The following is a 19934-nucleotide window of genomic DNA, read 5'->3' as shown; positions in this document are numbered from 1 at the left end:
AGCGCAAAAGATATCAATTAAAAAATTATCCAACTCAACGGCTTTTAACTAACCGAAACAGGGCTTAGTCCTAATTTTTGTTGAATTTAAAAAAAAACTCATTAATATACATTAGAATAATTTAATAATAACATTTAGGAAAAAAATGAAGCAATTCATAGATATAGTCAGTATCGACCAACTTAAAGAAATCAATCAATCCTTGAAATCAATTGTCGAGTACAGGAAAAGCGGTTTGAGTTTGAACCATATTGTTGGTTGTCCACTTGACTGTAGCTATTGTGTTAGACACCTTTTTGGAAATTTTGAGCAAAGAGTTCCTAAAGCATTATGTAGTGATGAAATGGCTGTTAGATCTCTTATTAATCATATCTATTTCCAGAAAGATATCACGCCTATTCAGTTGTTTAATAGGGCGACTGATCCTATGCTACCTAAAGTAAAAAAGCATACTCATAATGTATTACATCTTTTAGATAATCTTGGTCTAAAGAACAATGTTATATTAATTACACGCTGGAAAGTAACAGAAGATGATTGCAAAAGATTCAATGAATTAAAAAACATCAAACTAACTATATTTATTACTTATTCAGGAATTGAAGATGAAAAAATAGAACCAGTAAATTCCAAAATTGCTTCAGATTCATTAATTATGTTATTTAAAAACTCAGTCAACTATAAAGTCATTCTTTACTGGAGACCTATTATTCCAGGTCTTAATGACACTGACGAAGATCTGTTAAAAATAAAAAATTTAACCATGCATGCACACGCGGTAGTTTTTAGCGGACTATTTTACAGGGATGAAATTTCTGATTATTATAAGAAGAACAATCTGCCTGAACTATATCAAAAAACAATGCGTAGAAAGATACTACCTGAGTATAGTGAAAAAAAGATTCTAAATTTTTTCCGTTCACATAACTCAGATTCTACTCCGATTTTTAGAAAAACATCATGTGGAATATCATTTGTCCATAGACAAGCTGATTATAATGGTCATTTTGGCATTAATGAAATTTGTGATATATGTCCCAAAATGCAAGTTCTTCGCTGCCAGCAAAAATGGCGTAAACCTGATAATGATACTATATTAAATATGTGTAAAGACCTTGGTGCTACTTCTCCCCCCATAATTACTGATAAAGCTATAATTGTTCAAGGTCTTGATGAACAGAAAAGGTATTTTTTACAACATACATTTGAATATCAAGTTCATGACATAGATAAACCCCATTTTTACAAACGTCATGGCAGAGCTGAGACAGGCTGGATCACTAGTGATGAAAAATGAGAAATTAAGTTTACCTCCAGAACCAATACTTTTTGTGGATACAGAGGGTAATGGCCATAGCCCTCCAGATTTAATTGAAATATCAATTCTAAAATCTAATTTAGAGGCTAAGAAAAAAGAAGATATATACAATTGGTTAATCAAACCACCTAACCCTATTAACAGAATAGTAACTAAGATACATGGTTTAAAAAATTCCGATGTAGAAAACTGCCCCGTTTGGGATGAAATAAAAGATGAAGTTCATAGTCATCTCAATGGAGCCTGGCTTATTGCGCATAATGCTAAAGTCGATTATAACATCATCAAAATGCATATCCCTGAGTGGGAACCTGCGGGTATCATTGATACTATGAAACTTGCTAAACATTTTTTGCCGGAAGCTACCAGCTATTCCCTTGAGAATCTTATAAACTTTACAAAATTACACTTTCATAAATCGAAATCTTTTTATAGAGATCAATCGAACTCTTTTCATAGAGCAAGCTATGATGCAAAAGCGACATCCAAATTATTTAGTTATTTACTATCAAAATCAGGTTTTCGAAATTGGAGTGAAGTTTGTGAAGTATGCCAAGTTAATATTTCAAAAAAAAATAAGCCTATACTTCCACAGCAAGGAGAACTTTGGTAATGCAAATAGTGATCGGTATAGCTGGCGCACATTCAACTGGTAAAAGCTCTTTTTGTAAAGCTTTAAGCGATACACTAACAACTATTGGTATAAGAGTTTCGTTGGTTCCATCATTTGGTAAAACAGCATATAATTTGGGAATGCCTTTATTAAAAAAACACGATTACAGTTCAACACTTTGGTTTATTAATAAAACCTCAGAGGAAAGGGAGAAAGCAATGGTTAATTCTGAGGTAATCATTGTTGACCGCCCTGAGTTTGATGCACTTGCGTATTGGAACGCAGCAATGGACTTTAGAAAAGAATCTCACATTATCAAGGAAAAAGAAAATATTGAAAAAATCATTATCGAGCATTCACAATGTTATTCATATTTATTTGCAACCAAATTAGATTCTTTAATTCCGCTTGCGCCAGACCGTGACTGCGACCTTGATTTTCGTAAAAGCGTAGATTTTCATTTACATGATTTAAAAACAAGAATGCCTTTTATTTTTTCAACGCTCAAATCTAATCAGCATCAAGAAACAATTTTCAAATTACACAGCGAAATAACTCTAAAATTAGGAAAGTGAATGAATACCTCTTTTTTCGGAAATATAGCAGGTAAAAAAGTTTGTAGGTTAGGTTACGGTGCTATGAGAATTACAGGTCCTGGTATATGGGGTCCACCCTCAAATGAGAGAGAATTAATCAGCTTATTAAGATTAGCTTCAGAGTTAGGAATACAACATTTTGATACTGCTGATGCTTATGGACCTAATGTTTCAGAAGAAATAATTAAGAAAGCCTTTTATCCATATAGCGAAAAATTATTGATAGCTACAAAAGGTGGTTTCACAAGAGGTGGGCCTGGAGAATGGCAGGCTAATGGAGATCCAAAATATCTTAGAAAGTGTCTTGAAGGCAGTCTGCTTAGATTAAAACTTGAAGCAATTGATTTATACTATTTGCATCGTATCGATGAGGAAATTCCACTTTATGTCCAGATAAATGAACTGTCTAATATGAAGAAAGAAGGTAAAATAAAGAACATTGGGCTTTCCAAGGTTACCTTACAACAGATTGAAGAGGCTAATAAAATAGAAAAAATTGCAGCCATCCAAAATAAATTCAACAGATTATATCAAACGGAATCGCATGAGATAATTAAATGGTGTGAAACTAATAATATTGCTTTTGTACCTTATGCCCCTTTTGGTATTGGAAAGTGCTTAGAAGGAGCCAAGACTAATGATATTTTGTCAAAAAATAGTCAACTGGTCTCTGCTGAAATATCATGGCTACTGAACTACTCTCCAAATCTTTTCCCAATACCAAGTACAACAAATTTGATGCATCTTGAGCAAAATTTAAAATTCATTCAAAATGGTAGTCTTGATTTATGATTTTCATTGCAGCCTGTATTTATAATGACCAGTCTGTAACATTAGGCTTACTTAAATTAGATGCTAAGATTACTTAATAAAACTAAATTTTACAGCATGTTGCCACCAATAAAATCATATGCTTCTTAAATGTAATAAAGTCACATTTATAAGATGCAGGTTTTTGTTTATAAAACTCTCAATATTCTTACAGGTCTCACCTGACAATGCTTTTTCAGCTATTGGACGATCTGTGTCCTTTAGTTGCTCGTCTCCTCGAACTTCATCTGTGAGCTTAGGATAAAGCACTCTGGAAAGGAGAGTGTTTGAAAGAGTGACATCTTTTAACTTAGCCCACATAAGCAGATCCATCATTGGAAGGATACGGTAGTCAGCCAACTTTAGAATTTTTCCCAGCCCGAAAGCCTCTTGCTTCCTGCCTTTGATTCCATACTCTTTCCTCCACACAGGGAGTAGCGCACGAAGCGAGCCTATGATTTCGTCATCAGATGAGCTTTCGAGATCAAAAAAGGTATACACACGGCTTTCGTTTGTTCCCAGAAAAACGGCTCTCATACTTTGAGTAAGTGGCTTCTCCCTGACCTCTTTCTTAAGTTGATCACCACCTTTGACAAACGATTCTTGCGAGAACATTTCAAGAGATCTTTTGAGGCTTTCAATATGACCAAAAGTGACTTGTCGTATGTGCGTTTGGCTTTCTGCCAGATGAGTGTCGAGGTCAATTCTTTTACTGAATAGAGGGTTACCTGCAAGGATCTGGTCAAAATAAACATCTCCTTCTCCAAAAAACTCAATTGAATCGAGGATGTTCTTTCTGACCTGTAACTCCTTATGTAAGCCTTTCAAAGTGCAAGACTCAACATCAACATAGTTGTCGTAGTCGAACCAAGCCTGTAGCTCTTTGTAGATCTGAACCGTATCCATACCGAGGCCTTACATTTGTGTTTTATAGCTCAATGTAGAAGTCAGCTCATCATCACCTTGAACCAGCTTCTCAATCAACAAGCTCTGAAACAGTAACAACGGCTGATAAAATTGAGTATAATTAAGACGCTTTTTTCAGTGTCTCACAACAGTTTTTAAGGTTATTTTTGAGTGTTGGTATCTATGATGGTATAAAAACCTTAACCCCAATAAAAACTCTTAAAATCAGCAACTTAACCACCAGTTCGATTTCTGCAGGGGACACCAGGCCTGCCCTGTACTTAAACCCGCCCTATCAATTAAAACTCTTAATAATCAATAACAAGCCATTACTGACGGCTATCCCCCTTTGCCCTTTTTCTTCTCAGAATCAATAATCATTTGCCGGCCCTGGCTATGTTCTTTAGGCAAATCCATCAACACCAGTGAATGAGTTGTGATTATGACCTGCCAGGTCTGGGTTATCAGCTGGATACCTGTGCTTCGAATATCTTTTTTATTTTAATGCATCCTGTTTTATTTCTCCATAACGGGCAATCAGTTGCTTCAGATGCATCTCCAGCTGAGCTCTGACAGCCGCAGGCAAAGGTTCGCCTGCTGGATTTTGTGATAATACCCTTAGCTGCTCTTCAGCCGGTATGGATTGATTAAAGGACTGCATAGCGGAAAAAACGACTGACTTCAGCTCACTGACCGTCAGGTATTTTCCTTTCTGCACATCCAGTTCGTTCAGCCTGTCACTCAGTTTTTGTAGTGTCGCCATTCCCTGAGACCAGCCATTCAGCTGTTCTGTTGGCAATGCGGCAGCATTAAGCTGTTGCTGCCACTGCTGGATTAGTGGCTTAGCCTGCTCCGGCCAAAGTACCCGGACCTGTTCCAGCAACTGTCGACTGTATTCAATATTCCAGTCAGGAGGCAATTTACCCAGCCGGGCAAGCTGCTGCTGTGTTTGTGTTATTAAAACCTGTGGTAACGGAGCTTGCTGACGCCACATATCCAGTTGTTCAGGCGTGAGAGATGCAGGCAATGGAGCCAGTGAGGCTGCAAGCTGAGTCTGCAACGGGACTGGCCGATTAAGAAACTGCCAGCTCCATAGTGTGACTGTGCTTACCACCAGCATGGTACACATCCCGGCAGCGAAGAATTTCCATTTTTTTACCTGATTGGGCATTGCCGCCATTGCTTCTGCATTCGCCTGGTGTTCCGGCAGCGCCGCATAAACCCACTTCACTACGCTTGCTGACGTATCTTCAGGCGGACTACCAGCAAGGTCCCTCGTGGATGCTGCGGCACTATTCATCGCGGTGGCAGGCAACCTGATACCTGGCTGAATGTCCGGCCTGGTGCTGGTTATGCCATCGCTGTGTTCCAGCCTGGCAGCACTGTTGTGCATCAAGGTACGTAACGTATCGAGCTGGCTCAGATGCTTAAGCTCCAGGCCCTGCAGCACCTCACCCAGAGCGGTAAGCTGTTGCTCCGCCCGATACAGCTGGCTGAGGTCGCTGTGATTTAGCGGGAGCGAGCGAATCAGTTGCTGTAAACGCTGACTCAGACTGCTGAGGATTTTCATGCGGGCATGGACAGGCTGCGGCCAGAGTGCGCCCCACTGATGGCTTATCAGTGCCTCGAGTATCGCCAGACCTTCATTGAGCCCCAATAAACCAGCCAGTTGCGTTCGGGCCAGCGTGTACCAGGACAGCGTCTGTAGCTCCACACCATTTTGTTCAAACAGTGAGAGACAGCGTTTTTCGGCATAACGCCAGTTCACATCCGGGCGAGCCGGATGTGTCAGCTTACTCAGTTCATCACGCAGGGCGGCATAATCCGGTAGCGTGCGCGGGTCACCACCGGTTTTGATTTTATGTGGGGGGATGTGATCCATGACCAGTTGTCCATTTTGACGCGTACGGAAAAATTGAGGATTAACGCTTATGCGGGCATATTCAGAGGAACGGGTACTGCAATACCAGCAGTTATGGCAGAAGCGCCAGAATCAGACTAAAAAAGGTGCTTTCATCAAAACTCTGTCCGGGACGGGATAATGCTCCCGGCGGAGTAAAGGACCAGTCACTGAAATGACCTGCCCGCATGAAAAGGCGCCCCACAGACGTCACACTGCCTTCTGCATGAAGGGTCACTTCCACGCATCCTGTCACGCCCTGACCGTACAAAAATACCGGTGTAAATTTTACAGAGCGGTCGTCGTAACGCAGGTTGATAGCGGCAATCTCAAAAGTCCCGTCCTCCACCAGCAGGTCCGTAACAGAGACGGTAAATGTTTCCACATTCAATCCGGTACCCACCAGCCACGCATCCATCTGTTCCTGAAGCTGCACCATTCGCAGGCGAAACGCTGCAATATCGGCCTGAGTCTTGCTGGTAGATAAGATCGGGGCTGGCTCTCTGGCCTGTAGTTTTTCGAGGAACTGTGATTTTACTGACATGGTATTAACTGGCCTTACAGACGGGTTGCTGTGTCGAGATACTGCTGTTGCTTCAGGTGTCGCAGGAGAACCCGCCCTTCTGGCATAAACTCGGTGCCATAGCGTACGAGGCCAACACCGTTAAGTTCCGCATCAATAGCGTAGCGCAACTCACCGGGGATGTTCTGTTCCAGCAGGACAACGGCTATTTTTCTCAGGCGTGGCTCATATCTGAGCAGAACAGCCGACAGAGCACCCATCAGTTCATGAGCAGTCCCCGGCATGCCCTGCAGGATTTTGGTCATATCCGGCAGGCCATAGTCCGGCAGATGCGCCAGCGTGCCGGCGCGACAGTTGAGGATGCGCTGCATGTTATCCAGCACCGACAGGATGACCTGATTTTGTTCACTGACCTTATGGAGGCTCAGGCCACCAGAAAAATTCCCGCTCAGCATTTCATACAGCGATGGCGTGTTGTGTCCCTGAGGCATTAATCGTCCTTGAGCGGTTGCAGTGTCAGATGGTTATTCCCCGCTTCCAGAATACGCGGTTTATCCGGGTCAAGGTCTTCACGCTCTGTCACCAGCTTCCAGGTGTTGTTGACCATATCCGGGTGACGGAACAGACCCACCACCGCCACAAACTGTGCATCGGCTTCCATCGGCATATTCAGGTTCGCATCTCCACCCGGCTTCACCACCACATCACGGCTTGCCAGCAGGTCAGCTTTCAGGATGGTCTCCCCATCTTTCAGCAACTGCTGGTAGACCATTTTGTCGAAGGTTTTACGGTCTTTTAACTGGTAGACACGGATAATCACCGGCTCAGACAGCGAATTACTCTCGCGTGAATCGGTGTTAAGCGCCTCACGGGCGGTGAAATCCAGGTGCAGCACCTTAATTTTTTTGTAGAACACGGCATTAAAAGCCGATTTGGTGCCATCGGTGATGCCCTGCGTCACCCCGCAACCCACCAGACTGAATGCCAGCAGGGGTAACAGCCAGCGCCTTGTTTTAGTTAAACTTGTACGTAACACGTCGATTTCCTTGTTGTGGTGTCGCGGGCTGTAGGCCGGTGTAGTAACCCAATTCGGTCGTAAAGGTGTGTGGAATATCCTCCGGGAGGCCTTCGTCTTCTGCGCCCAGCACGCCGTTCATGCCGAGCCAGAAGGGGCCTTCACCGAGCGGTGGAGCGGCCAGCAGCCGAGTGCGGGTGGTCAGGGTAATTTTGGCCTTGAATCGCCAGCCAAGGTACACCCGCAGCATCACCAGGAAGTCTTGGTACAGCAGACCATCCGGCTTCCAGCCCTGTGACTCCTGCTCGTTATCGGTGGTGAGCGCAATCAGCAACTGACTATTAGCATCCATGGCTTCTTCACCCAGCGGCGTGTTGCCATCCAGAAGAAAATCGTCATCACCGTAAAAGCCCAGTGGCTGGCTGACCTCTACCGGGCGCAGACAGTAGGGGCTGACCTTCACAGTGGTATCCGGGGCCAGCAGCGTCACCAGCGCCTGCATTCCCTCCTGGGTTTTACCGGGCTGTTGCAGTACGCCCAGCAGTGACAGAAAACGGGATACCGGGGTGGCGATATGCTCTGCAGTGCCCGGAATGCCCAGCCCCACCAGGCCCAGCAGCGACTGCGAAATACTGTCGGTGCCGCCGGGCTCAAACGTGGCCGGGTAAGAGTATTTACGCCAGATGCGGTAAAACTGCGTCAGGATGCGGTGGCTGAAGATATCCAGAAAGCCCTGCAGCGCCTCATGCCCTTCCCTACGCTGGGTGATGTCATCGAGATACGCCGTCGGCAGTGGTGAGTCGACGCCGTACATCCCCATAAAGGTCGTGCGGATGAGCGGTGGCCTGCTGTCATCATCCTCGTCATATTCGACAGCCTTCAGTTCACTGGCAGGGAAACCCATCCCCGGATGCGGCGCAAACCGTACCGGGTCATCTGCCGGATGGCTGGTAGAGCCCATCAGCGGCCTGTCCGGATGGCGCTTCTCCAGTAGCTGGCATAAACGATAAAAGTTGATGCGGTGAAGATCGGCCTCCAGCCGCGGGGTCAGCCGGGAATGCGGCGGTTGTGCTTCTCTTCCCATTCCAGGCGCTCTCCGGTTGGTTGCAGGATGATAATCAGGCGGTTAAACAGATAGATATCCGTGTAGAGCGCGAAGAAGCGACTCAGCATCTCGCCAAACAGGCAAATATCACCCCGCCCGGCAAAGCCGTGGCTGTCGAGCGTCACCTCAATCTGCACGCCGCGTACCAGGTAGCCCTGCTCAAAGCGCTCGGTTTCGCTGTGCTTCACGTCAATGATGGCTTCCAGGCGGCGGCGGTTCATCTCGCTGTCAGTCCACTCGTACAGCGCCAGGGTGCCACGCAGCACGTCAGCGTTGTCCATCATCGACAGGAAGCCGCTGCCAAGATGACTCAGCACACGCCAGTGGAAACGATCCTGTGCCGGGGGATAACAGGGTAACGTTGGCGCACACAGGTTACGCACGCCGATACTAGCCGAGGTGGTTTTCATCACCGTATCAAGCACCGTGCTCTGCAGTGCTCGTCGTGGCAGCTGGCCGTTGGTGCCGGTAAGCGTCAGCGACAGGCTCTCGTCTTCCGGAACGGTGTGGTTATCAAACGCTTCACCGCCGAGGATAAGCCAGGTGTTATGCAGACCTGACGGGCCGCGACGTATACGAGTGTGGTAGTAATATTCCGGCGCTTCATGACGCATCATTCCGCCTTTGTGGCGGAAACTCGAAAACGGCACGTAGGTGTGCTGGCTCGATGACATCACCGAATTCACCGCGTATATCTCGGTATGGCCATCCTGCACGCGCATTGGGCGCAGCATGTATTCGGTCTGCAGGGAGTTGAGCGTCAGCGGGTCGGATTCCAGCGGGAACAGGTTAATCACCGGCACACAGTTCAGGCGCAGATGCTTTTCGGTAAAGCTGAAATCATGCTCCCAGCGTTCCGCCAGTACCACGTCGATTTCAAACCATGGGAGCTCAGCCGGAAAAGCCACGGTCTCCAGCCCACGCAGCCCTGTGAACATGAATTTCTCACGGAAGGTGAAGTACTCCAGCAGCAGCTGATAACCACTAAAGCTGCTGCTCCCCTTCGGCCACAGGTCGTCGCCAAAGCCCAGTGCGGTGAAATACCCGTCGAGCGTTCTTCTGTCCATGTCGCCCGGCATCCGCAGCCAGAGGCGCGCTGTGTTCATGGTAAAGGCTTCATGCATCGCACAGGCCAGCGGTGCATCAGCGTTGAAGTAGAACGGGAGCTGGCTGAGATCGACACGGCTCCAGTCGGCCAGATGGCTGCAGTTAAAGCGCAGCGTGATGACCGAACGGCCATCCGGATCGGTCGCCAGTCGGGCACTCTCAAGCGACAACGGCTGAAGGGTAATCTCTTTGGTTGTAGTGTACCGGCAACGCGTGCCCTTCTCACCGATCGGTCGTGAGTTCACCTCAAAGCCTTTGACGATGCGCATCGGCTCTTTCATCTCACGCCAGTCAGGGGTGAACTCCACCACCGACATTGACGGAATGGTTCGCAGGTAATGCGGCCACAACAGGCTGACCAGCCCTTCGGTCAGCTCCGGTAAGTCATCGTCGAGCTTTTCACGAAGACGGCCCATCAGGAAGGCAAAGCCCTCGAAAAGCCGCTCCACGTAAGGGTCGCGCGCCCCCGCTTTATCGAGATTGAGCATTGCCGCCTGCTCGGGGTGAGCACGGGCAAACTCTTCACCGGCTTCCAGCAGATAGCGCATTTCAGCGTCGTAATAACGCAGGGTTAAGTCATCCATAAAAACCTGAATATGTGTGTTTTAAAGGTATGCCGGACGTTTTACCCGCAAAGCACTGCACTGCCGGCCGGATCGAGCGCAATCAGACCGGACAGAAGCAAATCCATCTCGGGCTGAAGCCGTGATTTATCAGTTTCACTGCGTGTGGCTTTCATGCGCAGCAGTCTGAGGCGACGTGATTTCACTTCAAACAACAGTGCTGGTGTCCACTGCGTGAGGGTGATCGACTGTGCGGCATTGTCGAGCTCTCCCAGCAGATGCAGGGCCAGTTCATTTTTGCCCTTCTGCTCGGCGACACGAGCCATCAGCAGACGCAGCAGCCATTTGTCTTTCACGGAATCCGCACCAGGGCGGGTCTGCAGCCAGTGTAGTGTGGCATCCAGACCGTCAGTGTCCGCTTTCTCCAGCGCTTCAGGCTCGAGGGCCAGGATATCGTTATCCGTCTCACTGACAGCACTGACCGGCTCATCCCTCCAGCCTGATATATCGTCCAGCACGCTCTGATTTATCCAGTTCAGCGTGACCTCATCGGCAAACGGCGTACCGTCATTAAAGGCCAGGGTTTCAAGCCCGTTAAGGCGGCGCAGCAGCCCTTTCAGGTCGGCGGCGATGATATCAGCCAGCACATCCTGCCCCGATTTCACCAGGGCCTGATGGATATACCACTGCAAATCCAGCCAGAGGTGGTTGGCGCCGCGTGAAAAAGCGCTGTCGGCCTGCTCCATAATTTCGGACCAGCTCTGCTGCAGATACAGGCGCTTAAGCATGGCCCGCTGGTCTGCACGCGGCGGTTCGATTCGGGTTTTCCCTTGTGCATCCGGAGCAGGAATACTGTGCAGCGTGTCATGACGCAGGCTTTTCATCAGCCGGTGAGCGGCAAGCCAGCCATCAGGTTGCTCACGCAGATATCCGGTCAGTGTACGGGCCTGGGCCAGCAAATCCTGGCCGGAGGTAATGCGGTTCAGAACCGGCGCGCCTGACTCGACCGTGTGCGTGGAGGGCTGTGACTGGGCCTTATTACCGGCGTTCTGCGGTACCACCGCATCCACGCCCCCGCCTTTAATCAGACGGGACTCCAGAGCACTGTATAGCGCATTGAGTTCTGGCCGTGACGCCTCCGGCTCTGTCTCCAGACTGTCACTGATGAGCAGCAGCACTCCGGCGGTACGCTGTGCGTCATCACGTACAACTTCCGGGTAAAGCGACAGACTGTCGAGTACTCGGGCTCCGGCGAGCCATTCCAGCGCCGGTTTACGGCTCCGCTCGCGCTGCGGGTGAAGCTGTGCTCCATAGTGCTGAAGCAATCCCACCAGCAGTTCAAGTCCTTCGGCAAAGCCAGCTTCGCCATCCTGGTGCAGACGTGCCCAACAGTAATAGGTGGCAATCCGGATATCTTTGGCCGTGGTGGTCAGCAGTTTTTCAGCAAGCGTGCAAATCAGACCGGTATCAATGCCAGAGAGCTTGTTGACTTCCTCACGAATACGCTGAAAATCATCGTCATATCCTGGGTCTTCCCCGGTCGGACTGGCAACGCTTACCGGGGCAAGCCAGGGCTGCCAATTTTCTGTGCGTGCCTGCGCCTGTTGTCGCAGCTGAATTTCGTCAGCCTGACAGGCGGCAACCAGATTCTGCAGTATGCTCATTATTCGACACCATCCATGTCACTGTTTCCTGTGTTAGCCATCAGCGCCTGAGCGGTGGCCGCGCTGTCGACACTGAATATCTGATCCGGCAGCGTGAAACCGCGCAGATCCAGCAGCGCCAGCGGACCTTTTCCGAGTTGTGAGCGCAGCGCCCACTGCAGGGTGCGACCATCCGGTGCGGTGAAGCTCATCATCCACTGGCTGCGGTCAAGCTGCTGGCGCTTGCTCTGGTCCAGCCAGCGAATAAAGCCCCAGGTCCCGCTGTAATCCCCGAACAGGCGCGCACCGGCGTTGACGGTGGACCAGGTCAGCATTGCCCCCGGCTTGAAAGTGTCTCCCGGCCAGCGAAAGCTCTGCCACTCCGCCATCTGGTTGAAGTAGTGCAGCATTTGCCCATCAATGGTCAGTTGGGTTTCCACCACCTGCGGTACTGGGCGCGCCTGTAGCTCAAAGCTGATGCCCTGACTTTCATCGGTGAACAAAATGTCTGACAACTGGCTCAGCTGATTTATCGCCCGCAGAAAGCCCGGATTAAAGCTCAGCCCCTGGCTGTTGACCTTATCCGCCACCCACTGGCTGCCCTCTTTGTGCAGCACACCGTTGAGTTCTGTCGTCAGGAAGCGCTCTATACGTCCGCTGTCCTTACGCACAAATTCAGCCAGCATCGGTAAAGAGGCATCACTTTTGCTGGCGGCAAACGGGAAACGTCCGTCAAAGGCAGTTTGCCAGTTCGCGACCAACGAGCGGTTCCATTTGTCATTGAGGCTCGCCGCCGACGGCTGCAGCACCGTTTCCCAGGCCTGAGTCAGCGGCTGGACGAACATCGTGCTGCCAAATCCGCTCCACTCTTCGCCAAGGCTTGCCGAAATCAGACTGCCGTACTGCTGGGTGTCGGTCAGATCCACGCTTTTGCCCTGGAATACGGTCTGCGCCAGAGTCTGCATCATCTCCTGCGGATCAGAGGCACTGGCCACCTGTTGCAGTCGTAGACGCACGCGGGTGATGCGGGTCAGATACGTCTGCAGGCTCAGTGAAGTGTCAGCCGACATAACGTTACTGCCTGTGTTTTTACCCAGAAGCTGAAGCAGCGGGCCAAAGGTTTCATCGAGCGGCCCCTGCGGCCCTGACGCAGACTGGTCAATCGCAGGTTTATCTTTTCCGCCTACGAGATCTTTAGCCGATTTGATGATGGAGTCCGAAAGGCCTTCGCTTTGCTGGCCGGTCTGCCCCTGCCACGCGATGGTGTTCATCAGGGCAATTAGCGGCGACTGGCGGACATCGCTCATCAGCGTCAACTGGTCGGTAACGTCAGCAATGTTGTTCGCAGGATTAAGTCGCAGGCTGTTGAGGAAGCTCAGCCAGCTGCCGGCAAAGTCGGTGAAGTAACGTTGCGTAAGACGTGCTTTCAGAGCTTCCGGTGACAGGTCTGAGGAAACCGCTTTCCGGCTGTCACTCAGCACCCAGTCAATTTCATCCCGGCGGGAATTTGCGGCCTTTTCAATAGCCTGCTGAATGCCCCCTTCCCACGCCTGGCGGGTAAACATGCCTGGTACCACTTCATCAGTGGTGAACAGTCGCCTCGCATCGGTACCGCTGGTCATGTTATCCAGAGATACATCGGCAAAGTTACGGCGCACCGATTTGAGCATGTTTTCATACAGCGTACTTTCCGCATTACGGCGGCCAATTTGCTGCAACAGCACCTGACGACTCTGGCTGACCAGCTGCGCATCCGGTGTGATTTTCCACTGCGGCTGTTTGGGTAATTCGGAGATATAGAACGCCCATAAATCCGGCGACAGGCTTTGCCACAGGCCGGTTGAGATGCCAATGCGCGTCGGCTGTACGGCTTTCATGGTCTGGGCATAAAACGCACCATCGGTTTTATCCGGACGAGCCATCATCAGCCAGGCTTTCAGCTGGTCATAGCCCGGCTTCGCCAACTGTGCACGCTGGTCGCTGTTGGGGGCGGAGCTTGCAAGCGCGCTGAGTTTCTGCGTAAGCGCTTCATTTGCCGGGTCACGTATCAGGCGGTTGTTTGCCACGCCGTACCAGGGCAGCAACGCATCGAGCAGTTGCTGGTTATGGTCCAGACCGAAGCGCTGGTACCAGGGCGCACCTTCATGAATACTGTGCTGCAGACGTCCGGCATCATTACGCAGGGTATGCAGGGCCGTCAGCTGGTAATCCGATACAGAAGGATGCTCCACCAGGGCATGAGCCTGCTCAGCAACAGAAACTATCTGCAGGCGGTTGACCACGAACGACAACAGTGTTCCCGCGCCCCAGATACCGATTATGGCCATCAGTGTCCAGGCGAGCGTCTGCTCCCAGGCCATACCGACACGGCGGCCTCGTACACGGGTGCAGTCATCAATAATGCCCTGCCAGGTTACCGGCAGGGTCAGCGCATGGCGTTGTGATTCGGGGATATATTTCTCAGGGTTAGCAGATGCAGCCGCTTCAACCTCAGGCGTTTCAGCGGGTTTATTCTCCGGCAGGCTGAAAATCAGACCACGCAACGGAACGCGCTGCTGAGAACCTGATAACCATGGCACCAGTTGTTCAGTCCAGCGGACGATACCCCCATCTTTGAGGTACTGACCCAGGCGCAGCAGGAAATCGTGACCGTTGTTCTCAGCTACCTGACTCACCCCCTGCGTTCGCAGGATCGGCAGCATCAGTTCAAGCTGGCGGGTAATATCGTCAGGCTTAGCACGAAGCGGGAAAGTGGCCCCTACCGTCTGTTCAGGGCGCTTTGCCTGCGACCACTTGCTGTCGCACAGCTGCCACAGCCAGACCGGAGCGGAATAGCGCAGCAGCTCACTGATTTTTTCCAGCCCGCGTAAATCGTTATCGCTGATACGTGGGGTCAGAGTAAGCGACTGCGACAATACGCGAACAATACCGTCCAGCGGGCGCCCTCGACGCAGTTTTCGTAGCGCGGTGTATTTTTCCATATCAGGCTCAGCAGTCAGTCTGCCGCCGTAAATCAGAACGGTACGGTTAGCTTCAAGCCACTGGTGGTGTTTCAGGCCGGGGATCAGTTGTTCGATTGCAGCGTCGTCACCGGTAATCAACAACAGGCGGACCTTGTTGCGCCAGAAGAGGCTATGGCGCGATCGGAGGTGTGTCTTCAGCAGTCGGTAAGTCACTTCGTGGCCCGTAACCTTTGCAGGCGCACGTTTGCGGGATGACGACGGGCTAACCTTATCCTTAATCAATAACCGGAAGGCCATAAACCCCAGTACTAGCATGCTGAGCGCAACTCCCCAGACAATAAAGCCAGAGACAATAAGCGGACGCAGCGTGTCCCATTCCGTTGACCGTTCGGTCGCCCACAGCCACCATGCCACTCCGCCCAGTAGTACCAGTAAAGTGGTCACAGCAATACAGACAGTTGCCGTGGCTGCCACAGAAATGGCAGCAGGCTTATTGATGTTGTCCATCAGGTTTTACTATTCCAGTTGCGAGGGTGTTCATCGGGTCGCGGGCAATCCAGCCGCACGGTTGTTGGTGGTGCGCGGCATAGATTGCCGCCAGGGATAAAACAATCAGAGTTTCCATATCGCCAACTTCCCCCCAGTTGGCATCCTGCAGATGCTGGCTGACATCCCATCCGGTACTCGCCAGCTCCTCAAGGCCGGGTAGGGAAAACAGCGTACAGGCCTCCGGTGGGTCTTTCATCTCGCTCTGTTCCAGTGCACGGGCGAACACGGTGAGCAATATATCGCCTTGTTCTGGTGAAAAAGTTTCACCACGCGTCAGTTGTACCGGGCCATTAAGTCCGGCCAGCCACAGTGCCGCAGATTCTCCGGCGGGACGTTCTGTGCCTGACTGCGGCGCGATGACCTGACACCCGGCGATCAGTATCGTGTCATCAGGTTTAGCAACGGCAAGCTCACCCGCTATTTCAGCCAGGCTGGCTTCACCTTGCCAGGGCTCAGGTCGGGCTGGCAGTGCAATGTCCGGAAAAGCGATCGCCATCTGTGCGCGAAATGCCTGCCAGGCGATGTCGGCACCCTGCCAGTAGCAACGTAGCGGTGGAGTGAGGTTTTCTTCACTACGCTGCTTTTGCCACTCAATAACCAGCAGTTCTGCCAGCCGCTTTTCACGAACGGTGGGATCCATAACTGAAATTTGTGGCAGTCTCAGCGCACTGCCGCCGCCCTCTTTTTTTTCCTCCGGCGGGCGTTGTTCACGGTTAAGCACACGCAGCCAGTCAACTGAACGCGTACCTGCTGGCCCCAGCAACAGGCCTTCTTTTAACCAGAGCGGCTGCCGGTGCGCCGCCCACCACTGCTGCTGTTCATATGCCACCAGCTGATAGTAGAAAGCGGCGTTATGCACGCTGACACGGTAGTACAGAAGCCGCACAAGCCAGCCAGTGACCGACAGCAGCAGCGTCACCAGGATAACGGCGGCCACCAGAGAGCTGTTACCCTCGGCAGAGGGCAACAGACCGCCAGCACCGCCGCCGATCAACACCAGCAGAGCCGTGGCCGACAGCCACCTTGCGGTACCAGGTGGACGTGCCGTTTTGTACGCCGGATAATCAGGAACGGACCTCACTGGTCAACACCGCAGTCAGGAAACGAGCTGACCAGCGTACAGCCGCAGGCACAGTGGTGACCATGCAGCGCGACGGGCTGTCCATCAACCGTTGTCAATGTGCTACCTTCCGCGATGGTCGTCATGCCGTGTTTGTTACAGCGAACCGGGTCTGCCTTACAGGCAAATCCCTGACCAAAACACTGGTAGTGCCCTCCCAATACCTTGCCACCATACTCCCGCAGACTATCTCCTTTGCGGATGACTTTACTCATCGGCCCTCCTTACTCAGCTTTATCCAGTCACCGTCAGGACATCCTCAAGCCAGCTGACCGGGATCGCAGCCTGCGCCCGCGCCAGCTGTTGTTCAGCCACCAGCGCTTTTCGCTGTGCAACCATCACTCCCGGCTCCCGGGTAAATGCCCGCAGCTGTTCCCCGCCCGGCAGTTCCGGCACGGGTTCATGGGTGATCCTGTCCAGCACGTCAACCTGCAGCGATCGTACAGCGCCTGTCGCGGCCAGCCCCGCCAGCTTTCCGGTCAGGCTCTTTTGTTTGAAGCTCAGCACGACCCCCGTGGTGAGGGTGGCAAACCCCACCAGATCCCCAGCGATCACCAGCGGTGACAGGGACTTATTACATTTGTCGCCAAAATAAATCATGCGGTAGCGGAAGTAGCCGCCCCAGATCTCGCGCGTACCCAGCGCAGCGTGCATAAACCAGGCGCGCGAGTCGTGCACCTGGTCGTCGAATATTGCCCTGACCAGCCCGGCGGGCCGTTCCGCATTACTGGCCTCACCGGCAGCAGGGAACAGGACTGTCACCCGCGCGTCTCCGCCAGCCTTTATTCGCCGGTATTCCTGGGGTTCATCATCGGTATTGAGAACGAAAATCATCGGCTGCAGCACGGTATCCAGCACCGCCTGTGCCAGGTTCTCCGGAATTCGGTAGCCGTCGTGGTAATCCTTACCAAACTCCTTCGCCGCTTCAAACAGCTGGGTCTGCGCCATATCCGGGTCGAAATCTTTGACGCCCGGATAGAGCACCAGAGCGTCCATCTTGTCGGCAGACTGTTTTGCTATCTGGTCCTGACGCGTTTTGAGCACCTCTTGCTGTTTCTCATCACGTGCTTCTTCTGCCGCCTCGCGCGCGGCGGGCAGCGCTTCGGTATTCGTGGCACGCTGGTAGAATGGCGTTTTCAGCATCGAACCTCTGGCATAGCGCTCGATACGCCAGGCGGTGATCCACGCAATCTGGTTTTCAACGACAGTTTCCAGACTGCCGCTGGCACGCTGTGATTCGTATTCGCAGGCCTCTTCGGGCGAGATTTTTTCTGGTGTGGACAGATTCAGGGTGAGTTCGCGCCAGGCATTGAAGCGTTTGATAAGCACATCAGAAACTAAAAATTGAGAAATCACATCAATAGGCATGATTCGCCATTTTTCTGTAGATGATTCTGGTAATACATCCTGTGGTACTTTTAAAGGGGCTCCAACCTCGAAAGCAGAGGAATATAGATCCTGTAAAATTATCTGAGATAGTAACAATCCATCATGCTCAGCATTCGCCTTCCCCTGATCCCCCGGCGGATAACCGCCACCCAGATCCGAGTGCATCCCCGGGTAAACCACCTCAGTGGCATAGGGCGGATATTTGCCGTTACTCCGCCGTACCGAATCCAGTGGGAAGCAGAGACGCTGCTCATGCCCGGACACCAGATGCACGCATTTTTTTATCAGACCGCCATAGGTTTTATCGTCCGGCAGCTCCATCGTGTCATCCGCCCAGGACATATGCCCCTCGGCAATCGGTACTACGTGCGCCACCCCAACGGAGGCCACGGTATCCAGCAGCCCGAGAAACTCCACGCTGATAGGCAGCTGCATCTCGCCAATCTGCAGGCACTGCGGGGGTTTTTCGCCTTCCGCCTTTGGCGGGGGAAGCAGCTCGCTCAGCCAGCGTACAAACGTACGCGCAGCGGCAGCACCGCGGGAAAACCCGTAAACGTACAGTTTGATGCCTAACACCTTAGGCTTCCCCGGTTCCGGCTGTGTGAGCAGCGGTTTCAGTTGCGGGGCTAACGCATTCAGTAAACGACTGAACTCTTCGTAACGATTGTGGCTGCCACCAAACCACAGCCGGTTCATGCTGGTACCCATTTTGCTAATAGACTGCCGACTCTCTGCGGTGGTTAACCATTTTTCAGTAGCGGAAAATTTCAGTACATCAATAATGCGCAGCAGCGCCCAGTTAATACGCTCTTCACCCTTAGTTGCGCCCACCAGCCCCATGGTTGAATAGTCCGGGTCGTTCACTTCCGGGAACGGGGTGCCCACACCGGGCATGTAGAACTTAAAATATTTCCCATCACCGTCTTCAGCACCATCTAACAGTGTTGCCTGCCCGCCAGTCGGTACCCCGCCAGCCGTACCGGTTCCAATAGTGGCACGAAACAACCGAGCGATATTGGTCTGATGCTTCGGATCAGACAGCAGCAGGTCATTGTTCAGGTTATTCCCCGTACCGTCGAAAAACAGACTGATATGAAGCGTCTTGCAGCACGGCGGCTCCACGCGTCGTCCGGCCGCCAGACACAATTCCTGGCGATAGAGCCGCTCGGCGCTGTTCTGCTGATGGCAGCTCTGCCCGACCTGCAGCGCCTGGGTCGGCAGGCGTCCCTGGGCCGGAAATGGCGGCGGCACCCAGGCTAAATCGGTTTCCTTTATCTCGGACATACTTTGGGCTCCTTCATCCTGATGGGCTCTTTTATCGGGTAGTTGGCATTTCTCGGTGACCAGCAACTGGTCGTCACCTTCACGTCATCGCAGGGTAAAAAGTGCACGGTGATGCCGCAGACATCCTGGCCGTTATAGTCGGGAAGCGGGACGGTTTTGCTGTGCTGCCGATTCTGGGCCTTCATTTTTTTTTCCCAGGCAAGATATTTTTCTGTATCAGCAAACCCGGGAAAGCCTTTTGACCCGCCCTCCCCACTTTCCCAGTCAATACGCACCGTCATACCCGGCGTCCAGCGGGCGGGCACGCTGTAACAGCAGCCTCCACCGCCCCCCTGGAACGGACCAATAATGTCGATACCCGACTGGTTATCGACGCTGAAGTGGTTAATCGCCCATTTGGTGTGGTTGATGGCTTTAATGGTTCCACCACCACCGCCCCCGGCCTGAGCAGCAGGCTGCGAGCAACCGGTTAACAGCAGCAGGCCCGCCAGCAGCGGGCTTAACAGTGAATGTTTCATCTGACTTTCCTT

At 51.4% G+C, this 19934-nt stretch carries 17 protein-coding genes; 4 read left to right on the top strand and 13 right to left on the bottom strand.

The genetic code is table 11. The features are described 5' to 3' along the window. Positions 1-145 precede the first annotated feature (145 nt). From ACK13D_RS12260 to ACK13D_RS12245, 4 genes are read left to right on the top strand one after another with little or no spacing between them, the layout of a single operon-like run. The gene (locus ACK13D_RS12260; protein ID WP_250327878.1) at positions 146-1297 is read left to right on the top strand and encodes a hypothetical protein; all 1152 of its coding nucleotides are present in this window, start codon (positions 146-148) and stop codon (positions 1295-1297) included. Continuing rightward, on the top strand, positions 1287-1931 hold the full coding sequence (locus tag ACK13D_RS12255; RefSeq protein WP_072123997.1) for a 3'-5' exonuclease: 645 nt from the start codon (positions 1287-1289) through the stop codon (positions 1929-1931). The genes ACK13D_RS12260 and ACK13D_RS12255 overlap by 11 nt, the downstream gene beginning before the upstream one ends. Continuing rightward, positions 1931-2506, top strand: coding sequence for an AAA family ATPase (locus tag ACK13D_RS12250; protein WP_418796472.1), 576 nt, complete (start codon positions 1931-1933; stop codon positions 2504-2506). Before ACK13D_RS12255 ends, ACK13D_RS12250 begins: the two co-directional genes overlap by 1 nt. Then, a complete protein-coding gene (locus tag ACK13D_RS12245; protein ID WP_418796471.1) occupies positions 2507-3319 on the top strand; it encodes an aldo/keto reductase in 813 nt (270 codons plus the stop codon). Positions 3320-3433: 114 nt separating this feature from the next. On the opposite strand, the gene ACK13D_RS12240 is transcribed toward ACK13D_RS12245, so the two are convergent. The 13 genes from ACK13D_RS12240 to tli1 form a co-directional block, all read right to left on the bottom strand. Then, positions 3434-4243 (bottom strand): DUF6387 family protein, encoded by an 810-nt coding sequence (locus ACK13D_RS12240; protein ID WP_418796469.1) that lies wholly within the window; start codon positions 4241-4243, stop codon positions 3434-3436. Between the two features lie 496 nt (positions 4244-4739). Then, entirely contained in the window at positions 4740-6125 is a 1386-nt protein-coding gene (locus ACK13D_RS12235; protein WP_418796467.1) for a VasL domain-containing protein, read from the bottom strand. 91 nt (positions 6126-6216) lie between these two features. Then, on the bottom strand, positions 6217-6687 hold the full coding sequence (locus ACK13D_RS12230; protein ID WP_418796466.1) for a hypothetical protein: 471 nt from the start codon (positions 6685-6687) through the stop codon (positions 6217-6219). Between the two features lie 14 nt (positions 6688-6701). Then, positions 6702-7157, bottom strand: coding sequence for a type VI secretion system baseplate subunit TssE (gene tssE, locus ACK13D_RS12225; protein ID WP_418796464.1), 456 nt, complete (start codon positions 7155-7157; stop codon positions 6702-6704). Further along, positions 7157-7702, bottom strand: coding sequence for a type VI secretion system lipoprotein TssJ (tssJ, locus tag ACK13D_RS12220; RefSeq protein WP_089413967.1), 546 nt, complete (start codon positions 7700-7702; stop codon positions 7157-7159). The genes tssE and tssJ overlap by 1 nt, the downstream gene beginning before the upstream one ends. Further along, positions 7680-8765, bottom strand: a complete 1086-nt coding sequence (gene tssG, locus ACK13D_RS12215) for a type VI secretion system baseplate subunit TssG (protein WP_089413966.1) — start codon at positions 8763-8765, stop codon at positions 7680-7682. Before tssG ends, tssJ begins: the two co-directional genes overlap by 23 nt. Then, positions 8729-10477: a type VI secretion system baseplate subunit TssF gene (gene tssF, locus ACK13D_RS12210; RefSeq protein ID WP_167433238.1), complete on the bottom strand. Its 1749-nt coding sequence runs from the start codon at positions 10475-10477 to the stop codon at positions 8729-8731. The genes tssG and tssF overlap by 37 nt, the downstream gene beginning before the upstream one ends. A gap of 41 nt (positions 10478-10518) precedes the next feature. After that, positions 10519-12120 (bottom strand): type VI secretion system protein TssA, encoded by a 1602-nt coding sequence (tssA, locus tag ACK13D_RS12205; protein ID WP_163798828.1) that lies wholly within the window; start codon positions 12118-12120, stop codon positions 10519-10521. Continuing rightward, entirely contained in the window at positions 12120-15569 is a 3450-nt protein-coding gene (locus ACK13D_RS12200; protein ID WP_163798830.1) for an ImcF-related family protein, read from the bottom strand. The genes tssA and ACK13D_RS12200 overlap by 1 nt, the downstream gene beginning before the upstream one ends. Further along, positions 15553-16692: a hypothetical protein gene (locus tag ACK13D_RS12195; RefSeq protein ID WP_187513850.1), complete on the bottom strand. Its 1140-nt coding sequence runs from the start codon at positions 16690-16692 to the stop codon at positions 15553-15555. Before ACK13D_RS12195 ends, ACK13D_RS12200 begins: the two co-directional genes overlap by 17 nt. Further along, positions 16689-16946, bottom strand: coding sequence for a PAAR domain-containing protein (locus tag ACK13D_RS12190; RefSeq protein ID WP_163798832.1), 258 nt, complete (start codon positions 16944-16946; stop codon positions 16689-16691). Before ACK13D_RS12190 ends, ACK13D_RS12195 begins: the two co-directional genes overlap by 4 nt. 19 nt (positions 16947-16965) lie before the next feature. Beyond that, positions 16966-19404, bottom strand: a complete 2439-nt coding sequence (locus ACK13D_RS12185; RefSeq protein ID WP_163798834.1) for a T6SS phospholipase effector Tle1-like catalytic domain-containing protein — start codon at positions 19402-19404, stop codon at positions 16966-16968. Continuing rightward, entirely contained in the window at positions 19392-19922 is a 531-nt protein-coding gene (gene tli1 / locus ACK13D_RS12180) for a T6SS immunity phospholipase A1-binding lipoprotein Tli1-KP (protein ID WP_163798836.1), read from the bottom strand. The genes ACK13D_RS12185 and tli1 overlap by 13 nt, the downstream gene beginning before the upstream one ends. Between the last annotated feature and the right edge of the window lie 12 nt (positions 19923-19934).

Source organism: Pantoea sp. K16, from assembly GCF_048452805.1.
Taxonomy (GTDB): Bacteria; Pseudomonadota; Gammaproteobacteria; order Enterobacterales; family Enterobacteriaceae; genus Pantoea; species Pantoea agglomerans.
Note: the sequence above shows the minus strand (reverse complement) of the source record. Positions and strands in the feature narration are given on the sequence as shown.

Coding starts and splice junctions, on each gene's coding strand:
- tssF (WP_167433238.1), bottom strand. CDS start 10,477: ATGGATGACTTAACCCTGCGTTATTACGACGCTGAAATGCGCTATCTG.
- ACK13D_RS12250 (WP_418796472.1), top strand. CDS start 1,931: ATGCAAATAGTGATCGGTATAGCTGGCGCACATTCAACTGGTAAAAGC.
- tssG (WP_089413966.1), bottom strand. CDS start 8,765: ATGGGAAGAGAAGCACAACCGCCGCATTCCCGGCTGACCCCGCGGCTG.
- ACK13D_RS12200 (WP_163798830.1), bottom strand. CDS start 15,569: ATGGACAACATCAATAAGCCTGCTGCCATTTCTGTGGCAGCCACGGCA.
- ACK13D_RS12260 (WP_250327878.1), top strand. CDS start 146: ATGAAGCAATTCATAGATATAGTCAGTATCGACCAACTTAAAGAAATC.
- ACK13D_RS12185 (WP_163798834.1), bottom strand. CDS start 19,404: ATGTCCGAGATAAAGGAAACCGATTTAGCCTGGGTGCCGCCGCCATTT.
- tli1 (WP_163798836.1), bottom strand. CDS start 19,922: ATGAAACATTCACTGTTAAGCCCGCTGCTGGCGGGCCTGCTGCTGTTA.
- ACK13D_RS12235 (WP_418796467.1), bottom strand. CDS start 6,125: ATGGATCACATCCCCCCACATAAAATCAAAACCGGTGGTGACCCGCGC.
- ACK13D_RS12230 (WP_418796466.1), bottom strand. CDS start 6,687: ATGTCAGTAAAATCACAGTTCCTCGAAAAACTACAGGCCAGAGAGCCA.
- ACK13D_RS12255 (WP_072123997.1), top strand. CDS start 1,287: ATGAAAAATGAGAAATTAAGTTTACCTCCAGAACCAATACTTTTTGTG.
- ACK13D_RS12190 (WP_163798832.1), bottom strand. CDS start 16,946: ATGAGTAAAGTCATCCGCAAAGGAGATAGTCTGCGGGAGTATGGTGGC.
- ACK13D_RS12240 (WP_418796469.1), bottom strand. CDS start 4,243: ATGGATACGGTTCAGATCTACAAAGAGCTACAGGCTTGGTTCGACTAC.
- ACK13D_RS12245 (WP_418796471.1), top strand. CDS start 2,507: ATGAATACCTCTTTTTTCGGAAATATAGCAGGTAAAAAAGTTTGTAGG.
- tssE (WP_418796464.1), bottom strand. CDS start 7,157: ATGCCTCAGGGACACAACACGCCATCGCTGTATGAAATGCTGAGCGGG.
- tssA (WP_163798828.1), bottom strand. CDS start 12,120: ATGAGCATACTGCAGAATCTGGTTGCCGCCTGTCAGGCTGACGAAATT.